This is a genomic window from Finegoldia magna (assembly GCF_003182075.1).
In the GTDB taxonomy this organism is placed as follows: Bacteria; Bacillota; Clostridia; order Tissierellales; family Peptoniphilaceae; genus Finegoldia; species Finegoldia magna.
Map to the genome: position 1 here is coordinate 1 of NZ_QGTH01000027.1, position 14,886 is coordinate 14,886.

Consider the following 14,886-nt stretch of genomic DNA (forward strand, 5'->3'; position numbering starts at 1 on the left):
AGAAATCTATAGGCACTTATAGAGAGTTAGCAAATTGTCGTAAATGGAGAAGTACCATAAAATAGACTTTTATAGAGATTTAGACAATTATCTAAGGTAGAGGGGATTTTCCCAACAATGAAGCCCATAGGTGCTGAAAACCAGAAAATTCAACCCTCTTTGGATGATGAAGAATAAAAAGACAACAAAAAGACAACAAAATTGACATCAACAGTACTTGATAATAGTCAATAATACTTTAAAAGAGAATATTTGAAGATTTCATGCATGAATAAAAAACTGCATATTTCGAGAAAGGGACGAAAGAGATAGTGTAATAGCTATCTCTTTTTCATTTACAAAAAGAAGGGAGGGAAGTGGTGGAAAAGATAAGCTTTGATTACTACTATGGCAAAGAAGCTGACCAATTTACTTTTTTTAGGATTCCCAAAATTCTATTTACTGACAAGGTATTTAAAAAATTATCTGTAGATGCAAAAGTTCTTTATGGCATACTTTTAGACCGAATGAATCTATCTATGAAAAATAAATGGCTTGATGAAAAAAATAGAGTATATATCGTTTATCCTATTGAGGAAATTGCAGAAACTTTTGGCTGTGGAACGCAAAAAGCCACAAAAATACTTCAAGAGTTAGATGAGAAAAAAGGAATTGGTCTAGTGGAAAAGAAAAGACTAGGATTGGGTAAGCCTAATATTCTCTATGTAAAAAACTTCATAATTAATGGAATAGAAAAAACAACTGAAAGTTCACCAGAAAAAATCACAAAACCAGACTTATTAAAATCACAATTCAAGAATAGTGAAAATCACAATTCAGGAATGATGAATAACACAAAACAAGAATTGTTAAAATCACAAGGTAATAATACTAATATTAATAAGACTGATTATAGTAATACTGATTTTAATAATACCACCTCCATCTTCTCGAAAGATAAACCTATAGAAGAGTTAAAAAGAAATAGGGAGGAGGATTTAAAAGAAAAAATCAAAGATAATATTTCTTATGAGAAATTAATAACCACCTATCCCAATGAAGAAGGAAGAATTGATTTAATTCTCTCTCTTGTAACAGATTTATTGATAAATAAAAATCCTTTAAAAATAAATGGGATCTATGTGAACCATGAAACAGTAAAGGAAAAGTTTTTAGACTTAGAATTTAAGCATATAGTCTATGTTCTAGATTACCTCAATAAAGTCCCTAAAAAGCAGATTAAGAGCCTAAAGGCCTACCTGTTAACCATTCTCTTTAATGCAGATGAAAATCTAAAATTAGAGGGGGTTTCAAAAAGACCAGACAGCCAAGATGACATCACATATGACCAAGACGCAAGAATTTGGAAGGAGTTTTTAAATAAGTCTTAAAAACGATTAAAAAAAGCTAGGAAGGAGGTTTTTATGGAAAATATAAGCGCTTTATTAGGCGAAGTAATAACTAAAAGAGGCAAAGACAATATAAGCAAAGAAAAAGATATGGAAGAATCCTTAGACTATGTAGATGAGAAAACCAATCTTTTAACCTGTGGTCATTGTCATACTGCAAAAGAAAAACTTATTGACTTTATGGGAGACAAGAAAAAAGTTCATATATCCTGCAAGTGTATGCAAGAAAAAGAAAGAGAAGAAAAAGAAGCTAGAAGAAAATATCAGCAGATGTTGAGAATTAATGAACTAAGGCGATCTTGCTTCGAAGACAGTATTTTCCTTAAAGCGAGATTTGAAAACATGGATAGGGATTCTGAACACAGAGATATAGCAGAAAACTATGTGGATAAATTTGAGGAAGTCTATAAAAATAATTTAGGTCTAATATTAACAGGGGATGTAGGCTGTGGAAAGACGCATTTAGCGGCAACCATAGCCAACGGACTTATAGACCAGTGTATATCTGTTAAAATGACAAATTTCACAAGTATTCTAAACGATATGACCAATTTCGATATAAATAAGGGCAAATATATCAATAGCTTAAATGAGAAAAAACTCCTCATCATTGATGATTTTGGCATGGAGAGGACCACAGACTTTGCCTATGAACATATCTTCAATATTATTGACGCGAGGTATAGGGTAGGGAAACCTCTAATTATAACGACAAACTTAAATATCTCTCAATTAACTAATCCTATAGGAGTAAGAGAAAAAAGAATTTATTCAAGAATATTGGAAATGGCAAGTCCCATTATCTTTACAGAAAAAAACAGACGAATCAAAAAGATGAAAGACAAATCAAACCTCATCTATGAACTTTTAAAGGAAGGTGAGATATGCAAAATGAAGAAGTAAATTCAAGAGTGATAGCCATAGTAAAGCAAGGCGGCAAAATTACAGCCGAACAATTAATCAAACTAATGAAAAAACTGTTAGAAGGAAGAAAGGGTAAATCGAAATCCACACAAGAAAAAGAAGGTTTATTAAGTAAATTTAAAAAAGTCAAAGTTAAAGATTTAGTGAAAAAAGGAAAGGTTGAAACCTTAGAATTAAATGATATTGACTTAAAGAATTTAAAAAAAGAATTAAATCATTATGGCGTAAAATTTAGCATAAAGAAAGATTTATTCTCAGGCAACAACATCATCTTTTTTCAAGCCAAGGACGAAAAAGTCATGGAGCAAGCCTTTAAAAGTACGGTAAACAAATTTATGAATAAGGATAAGGGAAGGGAATCAGTCATAGAAAAGCTTAATAACTTCAAAGAAAAAGTCAAAGCTAGTCTTGATAAGGATAAGGTAAAACATAAACACCAAGAACACTCCTTATAGCTTGAGAGAAAAAAGAAAGGCAGGTAATCTTACGAAAATACTGGAAAATATAATAAAAGATTTGAAAAATATTTTTAAAATACGAGACAAGAAGAAGTTTGTATTAGAAAACCTACCTTATCTCGTATTCTTCTATTTTGGCAATATTTTTTCACATCATATTAACTCCTACATTGGAGGAGACGTTCTAGATAGAATAATGATGGCTATTTCTGAAATAGATACGATAAGCTTATTGCCTTCACTTAAATTAAGGGACTTAACAGTCGGTTTAGGGTTAAGTTTGACTATTAAGCTTATCCTATGGCAAAAGAAAAAGAATGCCAAAAAGTTTAGAGAAGGAAAAGAATATGGCTCTGCAAGATGGGGAACGGCAAAGGACATAGAACCCTATATAGATAAAGACTTTAAAAATAATATAATATTGACACAGACAGAATCTTTGACTATGAATAGCAGACCAAAAAATCCCAAATATGCTAGAAATAAAAACGTCCTTGTTATAGGAGGGTCAGGTTCTGGTAAGACAAGGTTTTTTATCAAACCAAACTTAATGCAGATGCATAGTAGCTATGTTGTTACTGATCCAAAGGGAACCTTAATCATAGAATGTGGTAAGATGCTAGAGCGAAATAACTATTCAATAAAAGTTCTTAACACCATAAACTTCAAAAAGTCCATGAAATATAATCCCTTTGCCTATCTAAGGTCTGAAAAAGATATATTAAAATTAGTTCAGACAATCATTGCAAATACTAAGGGAGAAGGGGAAAAGTCTACTGAGGATTTTTGGGTGAAAGCCGAGAAACTCTATTATACAGCCCTTATTGGCTATATTTATTACGAAGCGCCTAAGGAAGAACAAAACTTTACTACCCTTCTTGCCATGATTGATGCCAGTGAAGTTAGGGAAGAGGATGAAAATTTTAAAAATGCTGTAGACTATATGTTTGAAGCCTTGGAAAAAGAGAAGCCCAACCACTTTGCAGTTAAGCAATATAAGAAATATAAGCTAGCAGCTGGAAAAACTGCAAAATCCATCCTTATTAGCTGTGGTGCAAGACTTGCTCCCTTTGATATAGAGGAATTAAGAAACCTAATGAGTGAAGATGAATTAGAGTTAGATATGCTAGGAGATCGAAAAACAGCACTCTTTGTTATCATATCCGACACCGATGACACTTTTAACTTTGTCGTAGCCATGATGTATTCTCAGTTATTTAACCTTCTATGCGATAGAGCAGATGATGTATATGGTGGCAGACTACCCATTCATGTCAGGTGCCTGTTGGACGAATTTTCCAATATAGGTCAAATACCAAAATTTGAAAAGCTCATAGCCACCATCAGAAGTAGGGAAATCTCAGCTTGTATTGTACTTCAAGCCCAATCTCAGCTTAAAGCGAATTATAGAGACCATGCGGATACCATATCAGGCAATTGTGATTCCACCTTATTTCTTGGAGGAAAAGAAAAGACTACCTTAAAGGAACTCTCTGAAACCCTAGGAAAAGAGACCATAGACTTATACAACACATCAGAAACAAGATCTAACCAAAACTCCTATGGATTAAACTATCAGAAGACAGGCAAAGATTTAATGAGTCAAGATGAAATAACAGTAATGGATGGTGGAAAATGTATATTACAATTAAGAGGAGTAAGGCCTTTTCTTTCAGACAAGTTTGATATTACAAAACATAAAAACTATAAGTTGTTAGAAGACCATGACAAAAGAAATGCATTTGACGTAGAAAAATATCTTAAGAGAAAAGACGAGGTAAGACTTAGAAGCGATATGTTTGTTGAACTTTTAGAGGCTTAAACTATAATAGTATCAGAACTAATAAAATAACAAAAAACTAAAGGATAAGCCTTGACAAAAAATGCTCTATCCTGTCGATAATATCGACAGCACCCGACACGCCTTTTAACAATGCGGACCAAGTCGGGTCATTTGATTTTTAGTAGTAAAAGTGAAAAAATTATAAAGAATCAAGAAGTGTGTAAGAAATATTTAAAATTTAAATTTAAAATACATGTTGCTAAATAAAAAAATAGGATAGTTAATCTAAAATAAGGCATGATAAATGTATGTTTTAGATTAACTTTACATCCTAATAGAGAATGAATAATGGATTGAAACTACAAATAATTTGGAGAGGAGGTTTTTATGGAAAAATATTTAATAAATGACTTAAATATTTCAGGCTATAAAAAAATCATAACTTTATTAGATTATAGAGAAAAAATTTCTGCCTGCTTAAAAGAAATAAAACTTCTTTCTACATTTAGAGGCAAAATTTTAGTTGACACTGCCTTAGTTTCAGGAATAAATAGCTACAGATTTATAGAGATAGAGGTTAATAAAGATGGAAGCTTAAATTTAAATAATTATTCCTACTCTGAGGTTAATAAAGATATATTAAAAATTGCAAACTCTATAATAAAAAAAGAACCAGTATGGTTAAAAAATTCAATTTTGGCAAACTCTCAAAAAGAATTATTAGCAACATATTAAATAACAAGAAGTACACCTAAAGAAAATAAAAATTTTAGGTGAATTTTTTTGCCCAAAATAGGAGGATCGTATGAAAATATACCACGAACGAGACTCTCCTTAAAAAAGTAAATAGTTATAGTATCAGGACATCTAATAAATAGGTGTCCTTTTTTCATTGTCAAAAGAAGAAAAAATAGAAAAAGGAGAAGTTATGGAAAAAGAAATGCTCAATATTAATGGAAATGTAGTTGGAGAAATTAAATTTGGTGTCATTGAAAGCAAAGAAGGAGAAGTTCCCTTTGCCAATTTCACCATTGTACGTAAGAACAAAGATAAGAAAAAGGAATATATTTATTGCAATTTATATGGAGATAAGACAGATCTTGTTAGAGATTTTGAAAGCGGAGAGTATATTCATGTCTTTGGCTATTTTAAAGAAGTGAAAAAAGAAGAAAAGATTTTCAAAAACTTTATTGTAAAGCATGTTAACAAAATTGAAAAAGAAAAAATAGAAGATAATCAGGAGGAATAATATGGAATTTTTTACACAGGCAGTTAATGTTTTAAAAATATTAGTTACCGCCATCGGTGCGGGATTAGGAGCTTGGGGCGTTATCAACTTGATGGAGGGGTATGGTAATGACAACCCTGGTGCAAAATCTCAAGGTATCAAGCAACTTATGGCAGGCGGAGGGATTGTGCTAATTGGTCTTAAACTCATTCCACTGTTAGCTAACGTCTTGAAATAAAATGTTTAATATCTTTGATAAAATCAAAGAGTTTTTCTCCGATATGCTCATTGATGTTATAAAAGAAAATTTAAGTGGAATGCTTTTAGACATCAATGATAAAGTGGCAACCATTGGAGCTGAAGTAGGTAAAACTCCGAGTGCTTGGAACTCGGAAGTTTTTACCTTTATAAAGTCCATTTCAGAAAATGTCATACTTCCCATAGCCGCCCTTATTATAACGGCAGTTTTGTGCATTGAACTGATTCAAACGGTAATGAACAAGAACAACTTACATGAAGTAGATACCTTTGATTTTTTTAAGTATGTAATTAAGATGTGGATTGCAGTTTGGTTAGTATCTCATGCTTTTGATTTTTCTATGGCTGTTTTTGATGTGGCCCAGAGCTTAATAGGAAAAGCGGCAGGAGTAGTTAATATAACAGCTAAAGTATCACCTGGAGACATAGATAAAATGGTGGAAGTTTTAAAGGAAAGTCAGAATATAGGACAATTGCTAGTGATTGCCATTGAGACTGCTATTGTTAAATTAGTCATCCAAGCCATTTCTATTTTGATTACCGTTATACTTTACGGCAGAATGATAGAAATCTATATCTACTCCTCCGTATGCGCTATTCCCTTTGCAACTATGGGAAACAAGGAATGGGGAAGTATTGGGACTAATTATATAAAGGGACTTTTTGCCTTAGGACTCCAAGGCCTATTTCTTTTAATATGTGTAGGCATATATGCGGTTTTAGTAAAAACTCTTAATATAACAGATATTCACAAAAGTATTTTTGAACTCTTAGGCTATACCCTCATTTTAGGTATCACTATGATGAAGTCAGGCTCTATGGCTAAGAGTATTTTAAACGCCCATTAAAAAGCGTACCAACAAATAAGAAAGGAAAATTTATGATTAAGTTAAAAAACAAAAGAAAGAAGTACCCATGTAAACAAAACAATATTTCAAAAGTTATTGCTTGCATTAGCTTACCCTTAGCCTACGCAGGTTATCTTTATACTGAAAGAAAGAAACACAAGGAATTGAAAAGACTAGCAGATAGCAAAGAAAAGGAAGTCTCCTACTTAAAACCCTTATTTGAAGATTTGGAAGACTCTACAGCTGAAGAGCTGGCTTTTGCTGTATGTCTTAATTTGGAAGAGGAAGAAGGAGAGATCTAATGGCTTATGTATCCGTTCCTAAAGATCTAACAAAGGTAAAAACCAAGATTGCCCTAAACCTGACAAAAAGACAGCTTATCGGCTTTGCCTTAGCGGGAGCTATAGGGTTTCCTGTGTATTTACTGTCGAGAAAATTCCTTCCTAATGATTTTTCTATGTTACTCATGATAACAGTAGCTTTTCCTATCATCTTTTCCACTCTTTATGAAAAAGATGGACTCTATTTAGAAAAGTACATTAAATATTATTTAGAGAAAAAAAGACATGCCAGTATCCGCATCTATCAGACAGACTGCATCTATGACCTTAGAACGAAAGGAGGAAAAATTGAACAAAAACGAAAAAAAGCAAAGGAAAAAACTCTTACAAAATAAAGAGTCTTTAAAAAAACAAAAAGAAGATTTAAGAAATATAAGCAAGACACAAAACAAAATCAATAGAGAAAAATCAAAAACCAAGTTAAAACATGGAGCAAGGGAAAAGGGAGACGAAAAAAAGAAGTTCTCCCTTTTTTCGTACAGGAAAAAAAGAAAAAAGACAGTACAGGAATCATTGCCCTACCTGAGAATGTTAAAAGATGGAATCTGTCAAATTGATGTCAACAAATTTAATAAGACCATTCGTTTCTATGATATTAACTACCAGCTTTCAACGGAAGAGGATAAGGAAGCCATCTTCAACCAATTCTCAGACTTTTTAAACTATTTTGATCCCAATGTGGACATTCAGTTTTCCTATATTAATCACATAGGAAAAAATGAAGAGGTAGAAAAGAATATCTTTATTCCTCAAAGAAAAGATGGCTTTAATGAAATCAGACAGGAATATAGCCAAATGCTTAGACAACAAAGTCAGAAGGGCAATCGTGGACTTAGTAAGAATATGTATCTTACCTTTACGCTAGAAGCTGGAGATTTAAGAGAGGGAAAATTAAGACTTGAAAGAATGGAAATAGACCTTCTAAATAATTTCAAAAAGTTTGGGGTCAAGGCCTATGTATTAAACGGTTATGAAAGATTAAAGCTTATACACGACCTTTTAAATAGTGAGGAAAAATTTGTTTTTAGCTTTGATGACTTAAAACATTCCGGTCTTTCTACCAAGGACTATATAGCCCCTTCTTCCTTCAATTTTTCTAAGATCAACGAATTTAACATTGGCCCTTATACGGGAGAAGTTAATTTTCTTCAAATCTTAGCCCCTGAATTATCCGACCGAATGCTGGCGGAGTTTTTAAGCGTTGAAGAAAACATGGTCGTTAGTTTTCACATTAACTCCATTGACCAAACGGAAGCCATTAAGATGATTAAAAGAAAAATTACAGACTTAGACAAAATGAAAATAGAAGAAAACAAGAAAGCGATCCGTGCAGGATATGATATGGATATATTACCATCAGACCTTGTAACTTACGGGAACGATGCAAAAAAGCTCTTGGTGGAACTGCAAAACCATAATGAAAGGATGTTTGTGGTCAGTATATTATTTTTGAATATGGAAAAGAGTAAAAAGAAATTGAAAAATATTCTTTTTCAACTGAATTCCGTAGCAGGAAGACACAATTGCGTTCTTAAGAATCTAAATTATAGGCAAGAGCAGGGACTAATGAGTAGTTTGCCTTTGGGGCATAATTTGATTGAGATAAATAGAGGTCTGACAACTAGCTCTACCGCTGTTTTTATTCCCTTTACCACAGAAGAGCTCTGTTTAGGTGGGGAAAGCCTATATTATGGCTTAAATGCCTTAAGTAGAAATATTATTATGGCGGACAGGAAGCTGTTAAAAAACCCCAATGGCCTTATCCTGGGAACGCCGGGTTCAGGAAAGTCTTTTTCTGCCAAGCGAGAAATAACCAATGCATTTCTCATTACAGGAGATGACATTATTATCTGTGATCCGGAGTCAGAGTATGGAAATTTAACCAAGGCATTAGGGGGAGAAGTTATAAAGATATCTCCTACCAGTAAAGACTATATTAATCCCCTAGATATTAACGCAGACTATGCCGATGAAGATAATCCCTTATCCCTAAAGTCGGACTTTATACTATCTCTTTTTGAGTTGGTTGTTGGAAAAGAGGGCTTAAGTGCAGAGGAAACATCGGTTATAGATAGGTGTCTACCCATTCTCTATGAAAAATACTTTAAAGACCCTGTTCCCGAAAACATGCCAATTTTAGAAGACCTTTACAATCTATTAAAAGAGCAAAAGGAAAAGGTAGGGGCAAAGTTAGCGGTAGAAATGGAAATCTATGTAAAAGGAAGTTTAAATGTTTTTAACCATAGAACCAATGTAGACACCTCAAACCGTATCCTTTGTTATGACATTAAGGAATTAGGAAAGCAACTTAGAAAAATAGGGATGCTGATAGTTCAGGACCAAGTTTGGAACAGGGTGACTATCAATAGAAATAAGAAGGAAACCAGGTACTACTGCGATGAATTCCATTTGCTTTTACGTGAAGAACAAACAGCCAGCTACTCTGTTGAAATTTGGAAGCGATTCCGTAAATGGGGAGGAATGCCAACAGGCTTAACTCAAAACGTCAAGGATCTTCTGGCTAGTGCGGAAATTGAAAATATATTTGATAATACAGACTTTATTTTAATGCTAAATCAGGCAGGAGGAGATAGGGAAATACTGGCAGACAAGTTAAATATCTCCCTTCATCAATTATCCTATGTAACCAACTCTAATGAAGGGGAAGGCCTACTTTTCTATGGCAATACCATTGTTCCCTTTGTAGACAGATTTCCAAAGGATACAAAACTTTACCGCCTCATGACCACAAAGCCAGAAGAGCTAAAAGCAGATTAGGAAGGGAGGAAAATTATATAAAAAACTATGAATCCATCAACAAAGACCAATTATATTATTAACCTAGACGCCCTATCGGCACTTAAAGAGTTTCCTGAAAACCTCTTTAACACCTGCATAACTTCACCACCCTATTATGGCTTAAGAGATTATCAGCATGACAAGCAAATAGGAAGAGAAGACAGTCCTGAAGCCTATCTAAACAATTTGGTGGAGGTTTTTAGACAGGTTAGACGAGTTTTGAAAGAAGACGGGAGTCTATGGCTTGTCATCGGCGATTTATATGCAAGCACAAAAAGTAAAGAAGAAAGGCCAGCATATAAGCCTAAAGACTTAATGGGACTACCCTGGCAATTAGCTTTAAAACTTAGGGAAGATGGTTGGTATTTACGAAGCGATATTATATGGCATAAGGAAAATGCCATGCCTGAATCCTGTAGAGATAGACCGACTAGGTCCTATGAGCATATCTTCCTACTGACCAAGTCTAAAAGCTACTATTACAACTATGACGCTCTAGCTAAACCCTTAGCGGAGTCCAGTAAGCGAAGATATTTATCAGCGGTAGGAAAAGATAATAAGTATATGAATCAAAAAAGCGGTATGAAAAGGCAGAGTTTGAATGAACCGAGGAATAGAAATGACTATACGACAGATACTATTCCTAAAAAGAGAAATGCCAGAGATATTTGGACTATAAACACCTCTGCCTTTCGAGGAAAACACTATGCCTGCTTTCCACCGAAGCTAGTAAAAACCTGTATATTAGCCGGTTGCCCTGAACATGGTCTTATTCTTGATCCCTTTATGGGAAGCGGAACGGTAGGCATGGTAGCTAAGAAAATGAATAGGCAATATATAGGGATTGAAATCAACAGGGACTATTGCCAACTTGCTAAAAAAAGAATCGAGGAAGGAAGGTAAGGACCAATGAAAAAAAGAAACCCTATCAATCCAAGGGATATGCCTGAAAAGGTAAGGGGCAAAAATAGCAAATTAAAGAATGAAAATAGAATTAAAGTTATTGAAGAATTACCAAAATCAACAAGGTTTAAGGATAATAGCCAAGCCTTAGATAATCAAGGAGTAAAAGAAGATAATCTAAAAAAAGATTCTTTTAAAGATCCCTTAAAAAAGGAAAACTATAGAGAGACTAAGGAAGAAAACAAGACATCAGACTCTTTTAATATTAAAGAGAAGACTCCAAAAGAAAAAAGACAAAGAAAGATGGCGGAGATGATCTTTGAAGAGAACCGAATTGATGAAAATCAAAATATTGAAAGCAATGAAGAAAAGACTTATGTGGAAGAAGAAAACCCTCTTTCTAATAAGGAAGATTTGGTTGAAGAATATATCGAAAGCTCCACTCAAGCCTATATACCCCAAGTTCAGCAGGAAGACAGTCTTCCTGTTTTTTCTTTGCCAAAATTAGGGCTTGGTATGAGACCGAGTAAAAAGAAAAAAGAAGATCAAAGGATAGAAGGCAAAAATACTTTTAAAAGGGGTACAAATCAACAAACTCAGGAGCCTAGCATAAGGGATAAAATGGATTTTCTTCCTATTGAAAAGATGAGTAAGAGCCAAAGGCAGAAAAAGCAAGCAGAAAGAACTTTTAGGAGCTATGAAGAAGAAAACAAAGAAGCCATTCAAGAAAAAAATTATCCCATCAAACCGGTAAACAACTTTGATGGGGCGAAAAGCTTTCAAGGGAAAAATTTTAAACAGCCAAATGAAAGTAAAGAGAATAAAGAGGTTTTAGAAGATGGCTCAATAGGAAGTAGCCATGGAAACTTTAGAGAGAAATCTTCAAGGCAAAGAGTAGGTAATGTTAAGGAGAATACTCTAAAGACGGACTCGATAAAAAAGAAAAGAATAACAAAGTTTCAAAAGGAAGTAAGGAGCCCAGAAGAGGGTAACAGCCAAAGCTCTAGCGAGATATATGATCCTTTAGGAAAGGATATGGACAACGATGGTGTTATAGACCGCTATGATGTGGATTTTAGAGATAGTGATGTATCTTATAGACATAAAGAAAGAGTAGATGTTAAAGAAAATCAAGCGATCAATCTCGAGTCTATAAAAGAAAAAAGGAATTATAGAAATAAACCCCTTGGAAAAGAAAACATCATAGCTAATGAGAAAATAAAGAACAAAAAATTAAAAAAGACTTTAGTAGAGAAGCAAAGCCCAAAGCTTAGAAAAGCTAAAGGAAAAGAAGCTTTTTTAAAAGGGGAAAGTCAAAAATTTTATAGGAAAGAAAACCAAGACAAACTAAAAAATAAAATGGACTTTAATAGGAAACTGCCTATAGGAAAAGAGAAAAAAGAGGGCCTAGAGAAAACAAGGTCAAACTTTATAGGTGAGGAAGAACTCACCCGTAAGAAAAAGACAAGTGTGAAAGAAATAGAAACTTCAAAGGAGAGCAAAAAATCTAAAGTAGAAGAAAAAGGTCAAAAGGACATAAATAAGGATTTAGCAAAAAATAAAAAGTCTAAAAAGTTCCAACTTGAAAAAGAAGTGAGAGAGTCTAAATTTCACAATAAAGAAAAGAAAATATCAAAACTATATAAGAAAAAAGAAAAAACAGAAAAGAAGCTGTTAAAAGACGAGAAAAAGGCAGGTTCTAAACTGGATAGCCCAGCTATTTTAGCCACAAGTTTAACAGCAAATTATCTTTATAGTGGAAAAGAGGATAATGCAGGGATAGATGCTGCCTATAAACTAACCCGAGGAAGTGAATTAAGTCTTAGAAAAATGAGAAGGGATAGGAGAAAAAAGCCTTTCAAAACAAGAAAAAAACTTGGAAAGCTGGATAAAAAAATCCACAAAAGAGAAGAGAAACTTCTTTTTCAAAAAAACTTTGAAGATTTAAAAAAGACAAGCGCCTATCAAAAGATCAATCCTTTAAACCGTTTCTTTATGAAGAAAAGATTTCAAAGAAGATTTAGGAACAAGACAAAGGAAAGTTTGTCTAAGAGAATAAAGAAGTCTTTCTCTAGTGGAGCAAAAAAAGTAACGGATTTTATAAAAAATGGAGGATATAAAAAAGTCTTTCTTGCTCTAGGGATAATAGGCCTATTCTTTGTCCTCTTACAAATGGGAAGCAATATGGCCACAATGACAGCAGGTTTTGCCAGCAATATTACCACGACGACCTACTTGTCTGATGAGGGTGTTCTAAGCGATGTGAATAATGAATTTTTAAGCTATGAAAATGCCCTACAAGATGAAATAGATAGTCTATCTTCTTATCACCCAGGCTATGACGAATATAGGGTAAAAGGAGATACCGTAGGTCATGATGTCCACGAGTTATTTTCCTATTTAACAGCTAGATTTGGAGAAATAAAATCGGTAGATAAGATTAAGAGAGAACTTAAAATGCTCTTTAATCAGATGTATAAAAAAGATTATTCCGTAAAGACTATAACCAAATATGATAGTGAGGGAAAGCCCTATAGTTATAGGATCTTTACCTTAACTCTTTCTAAAAAGACGATTGATGAAGTGGCAAGGGAAGCCTTTACGGATTACGAAACTAATCTTGCCCATTACGAAGCCTTGTTATCTGCTCAAGGAAATATGGCTGCGATATTTGGGTCTGGTAATGGGGACTTATCAGAAATACTGGACAATCCAAACTTTGGAAATCCAGGCATTGCCTTTGATGATGCAAGCGTAAAAACCTTATTTAATGAAGCGGAGAAACATATAGGGAAAAAATATGTTTTTGGAGCAAGTGGACCAAAGAACTTTGATTGCTCAGGGTTTGTTTGTTGGTCCTTTAGTAAATCTGGTGTAAGAAATATGCCGAGAACCACAGCCTGGTTAATCTATAAAAATTATTGCAATCCCATAAGTCCATCTGAAGCAAAGGCAGGAGATATTATTTTCTTCCAAGGAACTTATAAAAGCGGGACACCTATATCCCATGTCGGCATTTATGCGGGAAACGGCATGATGATTCACGCAGGAGACCCAATTCAATACACAAGTATAAACAGCAAGTATTGGAAAAACCATTTTTATGCTTTTGGTAGACCACGTTAAGGAGGGATAAGAATTTGAATAGAAAATTAGTAAGAAATATAGAAAAACAAAAGAAACTTAGAGCTAAAAAAGAAGAGATAGAAATAGAATTGCAAGTTCTTGAAGAAGAACAAATAGAAATGGAAAACATGGAGGTCATCAAAGAATTTAGGTCTAGGGAAATCTCCTTAGATGAATTTTTAGATATTGTGAGAAAAAACAAGGAGGAAGAAAAAAGAGAAAAAGAAGAGATAAAGAACTTAAAAGAAAGAAGGACTTTAGTAGAAAATATAGAAAATAGCGAAGGAGAGATTATAGAATGAAAAAGTTAATAAGTATGTCATTGGCGCTTCTCATATTATTTGGAAGCGTCTTTAGTTTTGTAGGGACAAATATTGTTTATGCACAAGAGGAAGCCTGGACAGAGGAAGATTTTTTATATAGTTCACCAGGGAACATCATTGCCTATAGTGATCAAGGGATGGCCAAGCAAAAGAAAACCAAGACCTTAGTGTTTCCTGAAGGAACAAAATCAGTAAGAGGAAATTATTCCTTAGACCACATGGGAGACAAGGATAGATTTAATCGAGAATTTGGACGAGGAAAGGTTTATGATCTGGTTGTTTTTCCAGACTCCGTTACTTCTCTTGGCTACGCTAGCTTCTATACTGGGAAAATAGGAAAGGTTAAACTATCTCAAAACCTAAAAACTATCGGCGGTCTTGCTTTTTTCTCCTGTGAACTTAGTGAAGTGGATTTACCTGATACTTTGGTAAATATTGAACATAATGCTTTTGAAAGAAATAACCTCCAAGAAATAACTATACCGAAGTCTGTGAAGACAATTGAAC

Annotated in this window: 15 protein-coding genes; all 15 read left to right on the plus strand. The window is 33.7% G+C overall.

Features of this window, described 5'->3' with window-relative positions:
* Window positions 1-359: 359 nt before the first annotated feature.
* Entirely contained in the window at window positions 360-1,370 is a 1,011-nt protein-coding gene (locus DES33_RS08705; protein WP_019035357.1) for a replication initiator protein A, read from the plus strand.
* 33 nt (window positions 1,371-1,403) lie between these two features.
* Entirely contained in the window at window positions 1,404-2,291 is an 888-nt protein-coding gene (locus tag DES33_RS08710) for an ATP-binding protein (protein ID WP_110058734.1), read from the plus strand.
* Window positions 2,273-2,767 carry a PcfB family protein gene (locus tag DES33_RS08715; protein WP_019035355.1) on the plus strand — a complete coding sequence of 165 codons (495 nt, stop codon included), beginning with the start codon at window positions 2,273-2,275 and terminating at the stop codon, window positions 2,765-2,767. The genes DES33_RS08710 and DES33_RS08715 overlap by 19 nt, the downstream gene beginning before the upstream one ends.
* A gap of 37 nt (window positions 2,768-2,804) precedes the next feature.
* On the plus strand, window positions 2,805-4,592 hold the full coding sequence (locus tag DES33_RS08720; protein WP_211208591.1) for a VirD4-like conjugal transfer protein, CD1115 family: 1,788 nt from the start codon (window positions 2,805-2,807) through the stop codon (window positions 4,590-4,592).
* Window positions 4,593-4,940: 348 nt separating this feature from the next.
* Complete coding sequence (locus DES33_RS08725) at window positions 4,941-5,288, plus strand: type II toxin-antitoxin system RnlB family antitoxin (RefSeq protein WP_019035353.1); 348 nt, start codon at window positions 4,941-4,943, stop codon at window positions 5,286-5,288.
* Between the two features lie 157 nt (window positions 5,289-5,445).
* A complete protein-coding gene (locus DES33_RS08730; RefSeq protein WP_019035352.1) occupies window positions 5,446-5,802 on the plus strand; it encodes a hypothetical protein in 357 nt (118 codons plus the stop codon).
* A 1-nt stretch (window position 5,803) separates the two neighbouring features.
* Window positions 5,804-6,019, plus strand: coding sequence for a Maff2 family mobile element protein (locus DES33_RS08735; RefSeq protein ID WP_002838961.1), 216 nt, complete (start codon window positions 5,804-5,806; stop codon window positions 6,017-6,019).
* Between the two features lies 1 nt (window position 6,020).
* Window positions 6,021-6,887 (plus strand): VirB6/TrbL-like conjugal transfer protein, CD1112 family, encoded by an 867-nt coding sequence (locus DES33_RS08740; RefSeq protein ID WP_026302320.1) that lies wholly within the window; start codon window positions 6,021-6,023, stop codon window positions 6,885-6,887.
* Window positions 6,888-6,919: 32 nt separating this feature from the next.
* Entirely contained in the window at window positions 6,920-7,189 is a 270-nt protein-coding gene (locus tag DES33_RS08745) for a hypothetical protein (protein WP_110058735.1), read from the plus strand.
* Entirely contained in the window at window positions 7,189-7,563 is a 375-nt protein-coding gene (locus DES33_RS08750) for a PrgI family protein (RefSeq protein WP_101540992.1), read from the plus strand. Before DES33_RS08745 ends, DES33_RS08750 begins: the two co-directional genes overlap by 1 nt.
* Window positions 7,517-10,006 (plus strand): VirB4-like conjugal transfer ATPase, CD1110 family, encoded by a 2,490-nt coding sequence (locus DES33_RS08755; RefSeq protein ID WP_110058736.1) that lies wholly within the window; start codon window positions 7,517-7,519, stop codon window positions 10,004-10,006. The genes DES33_RS08750 and DES33_RS08755 overlap by 47 nt, the downstream gene beginning before the upstream one ends.
* A gap of 27 nt (window positions 10,007-10,033) precedes the next feature.
* Window positions 10,034-10,930 carry a DNA-methyltransferase gene (locus DES33_RS08760; protein WP_110058737.1) on the plus strand — a complete coding sequence of 299 codons (897 nt, stop codon included), beginning with the start codon at window positions 10,034-10,036 and terminating at the stop codon, window positions 10,928-10,930.
* Window positions 10,931-10,936: 6 nt separating this feature from the next.
* Window positions 10,937-14,056: a CD1108 family mobile element protein gene (locus tag DES33_RS09865; protein WP_110058738.1), complete on the plus strand. Its 3,120-nt coding sequence runs from the start codon at window positions 10,937-10,939 to the stop codon at window positions 14,054-14,056.
* Window positions 14,057-14,070: 14 nt separating this feature from the next.
* Window positions 14,071-14,358 (plus strand): hypothetical protein, encoded by a 288-nt coding sequence (locus DES33_RS08770; protein WP_110058739.1) that lies wholly within the window; start codon window positions 14,071-14,073, stop codon window positions 14,356-14,358.
* Window positions 14,355-14,886, plus strand: a 532-nt coding sequence (locus DES33_RS08775; RefSeq protein WP_146199876.1) for a leucine-rich repeat domain-containing protein, incomplete at its 3' end; no start/stop codon positions are given. The genes DES33_RS08770 and DES33_RS08775, both read left to right, overlap by 4 nt.

Bases quoted from the DNA above. Each gene is read 5' to 3' on its own strand.
- DES33_RS08750 (WP_101540992.1), top strand. From the start codon at position 7,189: ATGGCTTATGTATCCGTTCCTAAAGATCTAACAAAGGTAAAAACCAAG.
- DES33_RS08725 (WP_019035353.1), top strand. From the start codon at position 4,941: ATGGAAAAATATTTAATAAATGACTTAAATATTTCAGGCTATAAAAAA.
- DES33_RS08735 (WP_002838961.1), top strand. From the start codon at position 5,804: ATGGAATTTTTTACACAGGCAGTTAATGTTTTAAAAATATTAGTTACC.
- DES33_RS08745 (WP_110058735.1), top strand. From the start codon at position 6,920: ATGATTAAGTTAAAAAACAAAAGAAAGAAGTACCCATGTAAACAAAAC.
- DES33_RS08740 (WP_026302320.1), top strand. From the start codon at position 6,021: ATGTTTAATATCTTTGATAAAATCAAAGAGTTTTTCTCCGATATGCTC.
- DES33_RS08760 (WP_110058737.1), top strand. From the start codon at position 10,034: ATGAATCCATCAACAAAGACCAATTATATTATTAACCTAGACGCCCTA.
- DES33_RS08715 (WP_019035355.1), top strand. From the start codon at position 2,273: ATGCAAAATGAAGAAGTAAATTCAAGAGTGATAGCCATAGTAAAGCAA.
- DES33_RS09865 (WP_110058738.1), top strand. From the start codon at position 10,937: ATGAAAAAAAGAAACCCTATCAATCCAAGGGATATGCCTGAAAAGGTA.
- DES33_RS08710 (WP_110058734.1), top strand. From the start codon at position 1,404: ATGGAAAATATAAGCGCTTTATTAGGCGAAGTAATAACTAAAAGAGGC.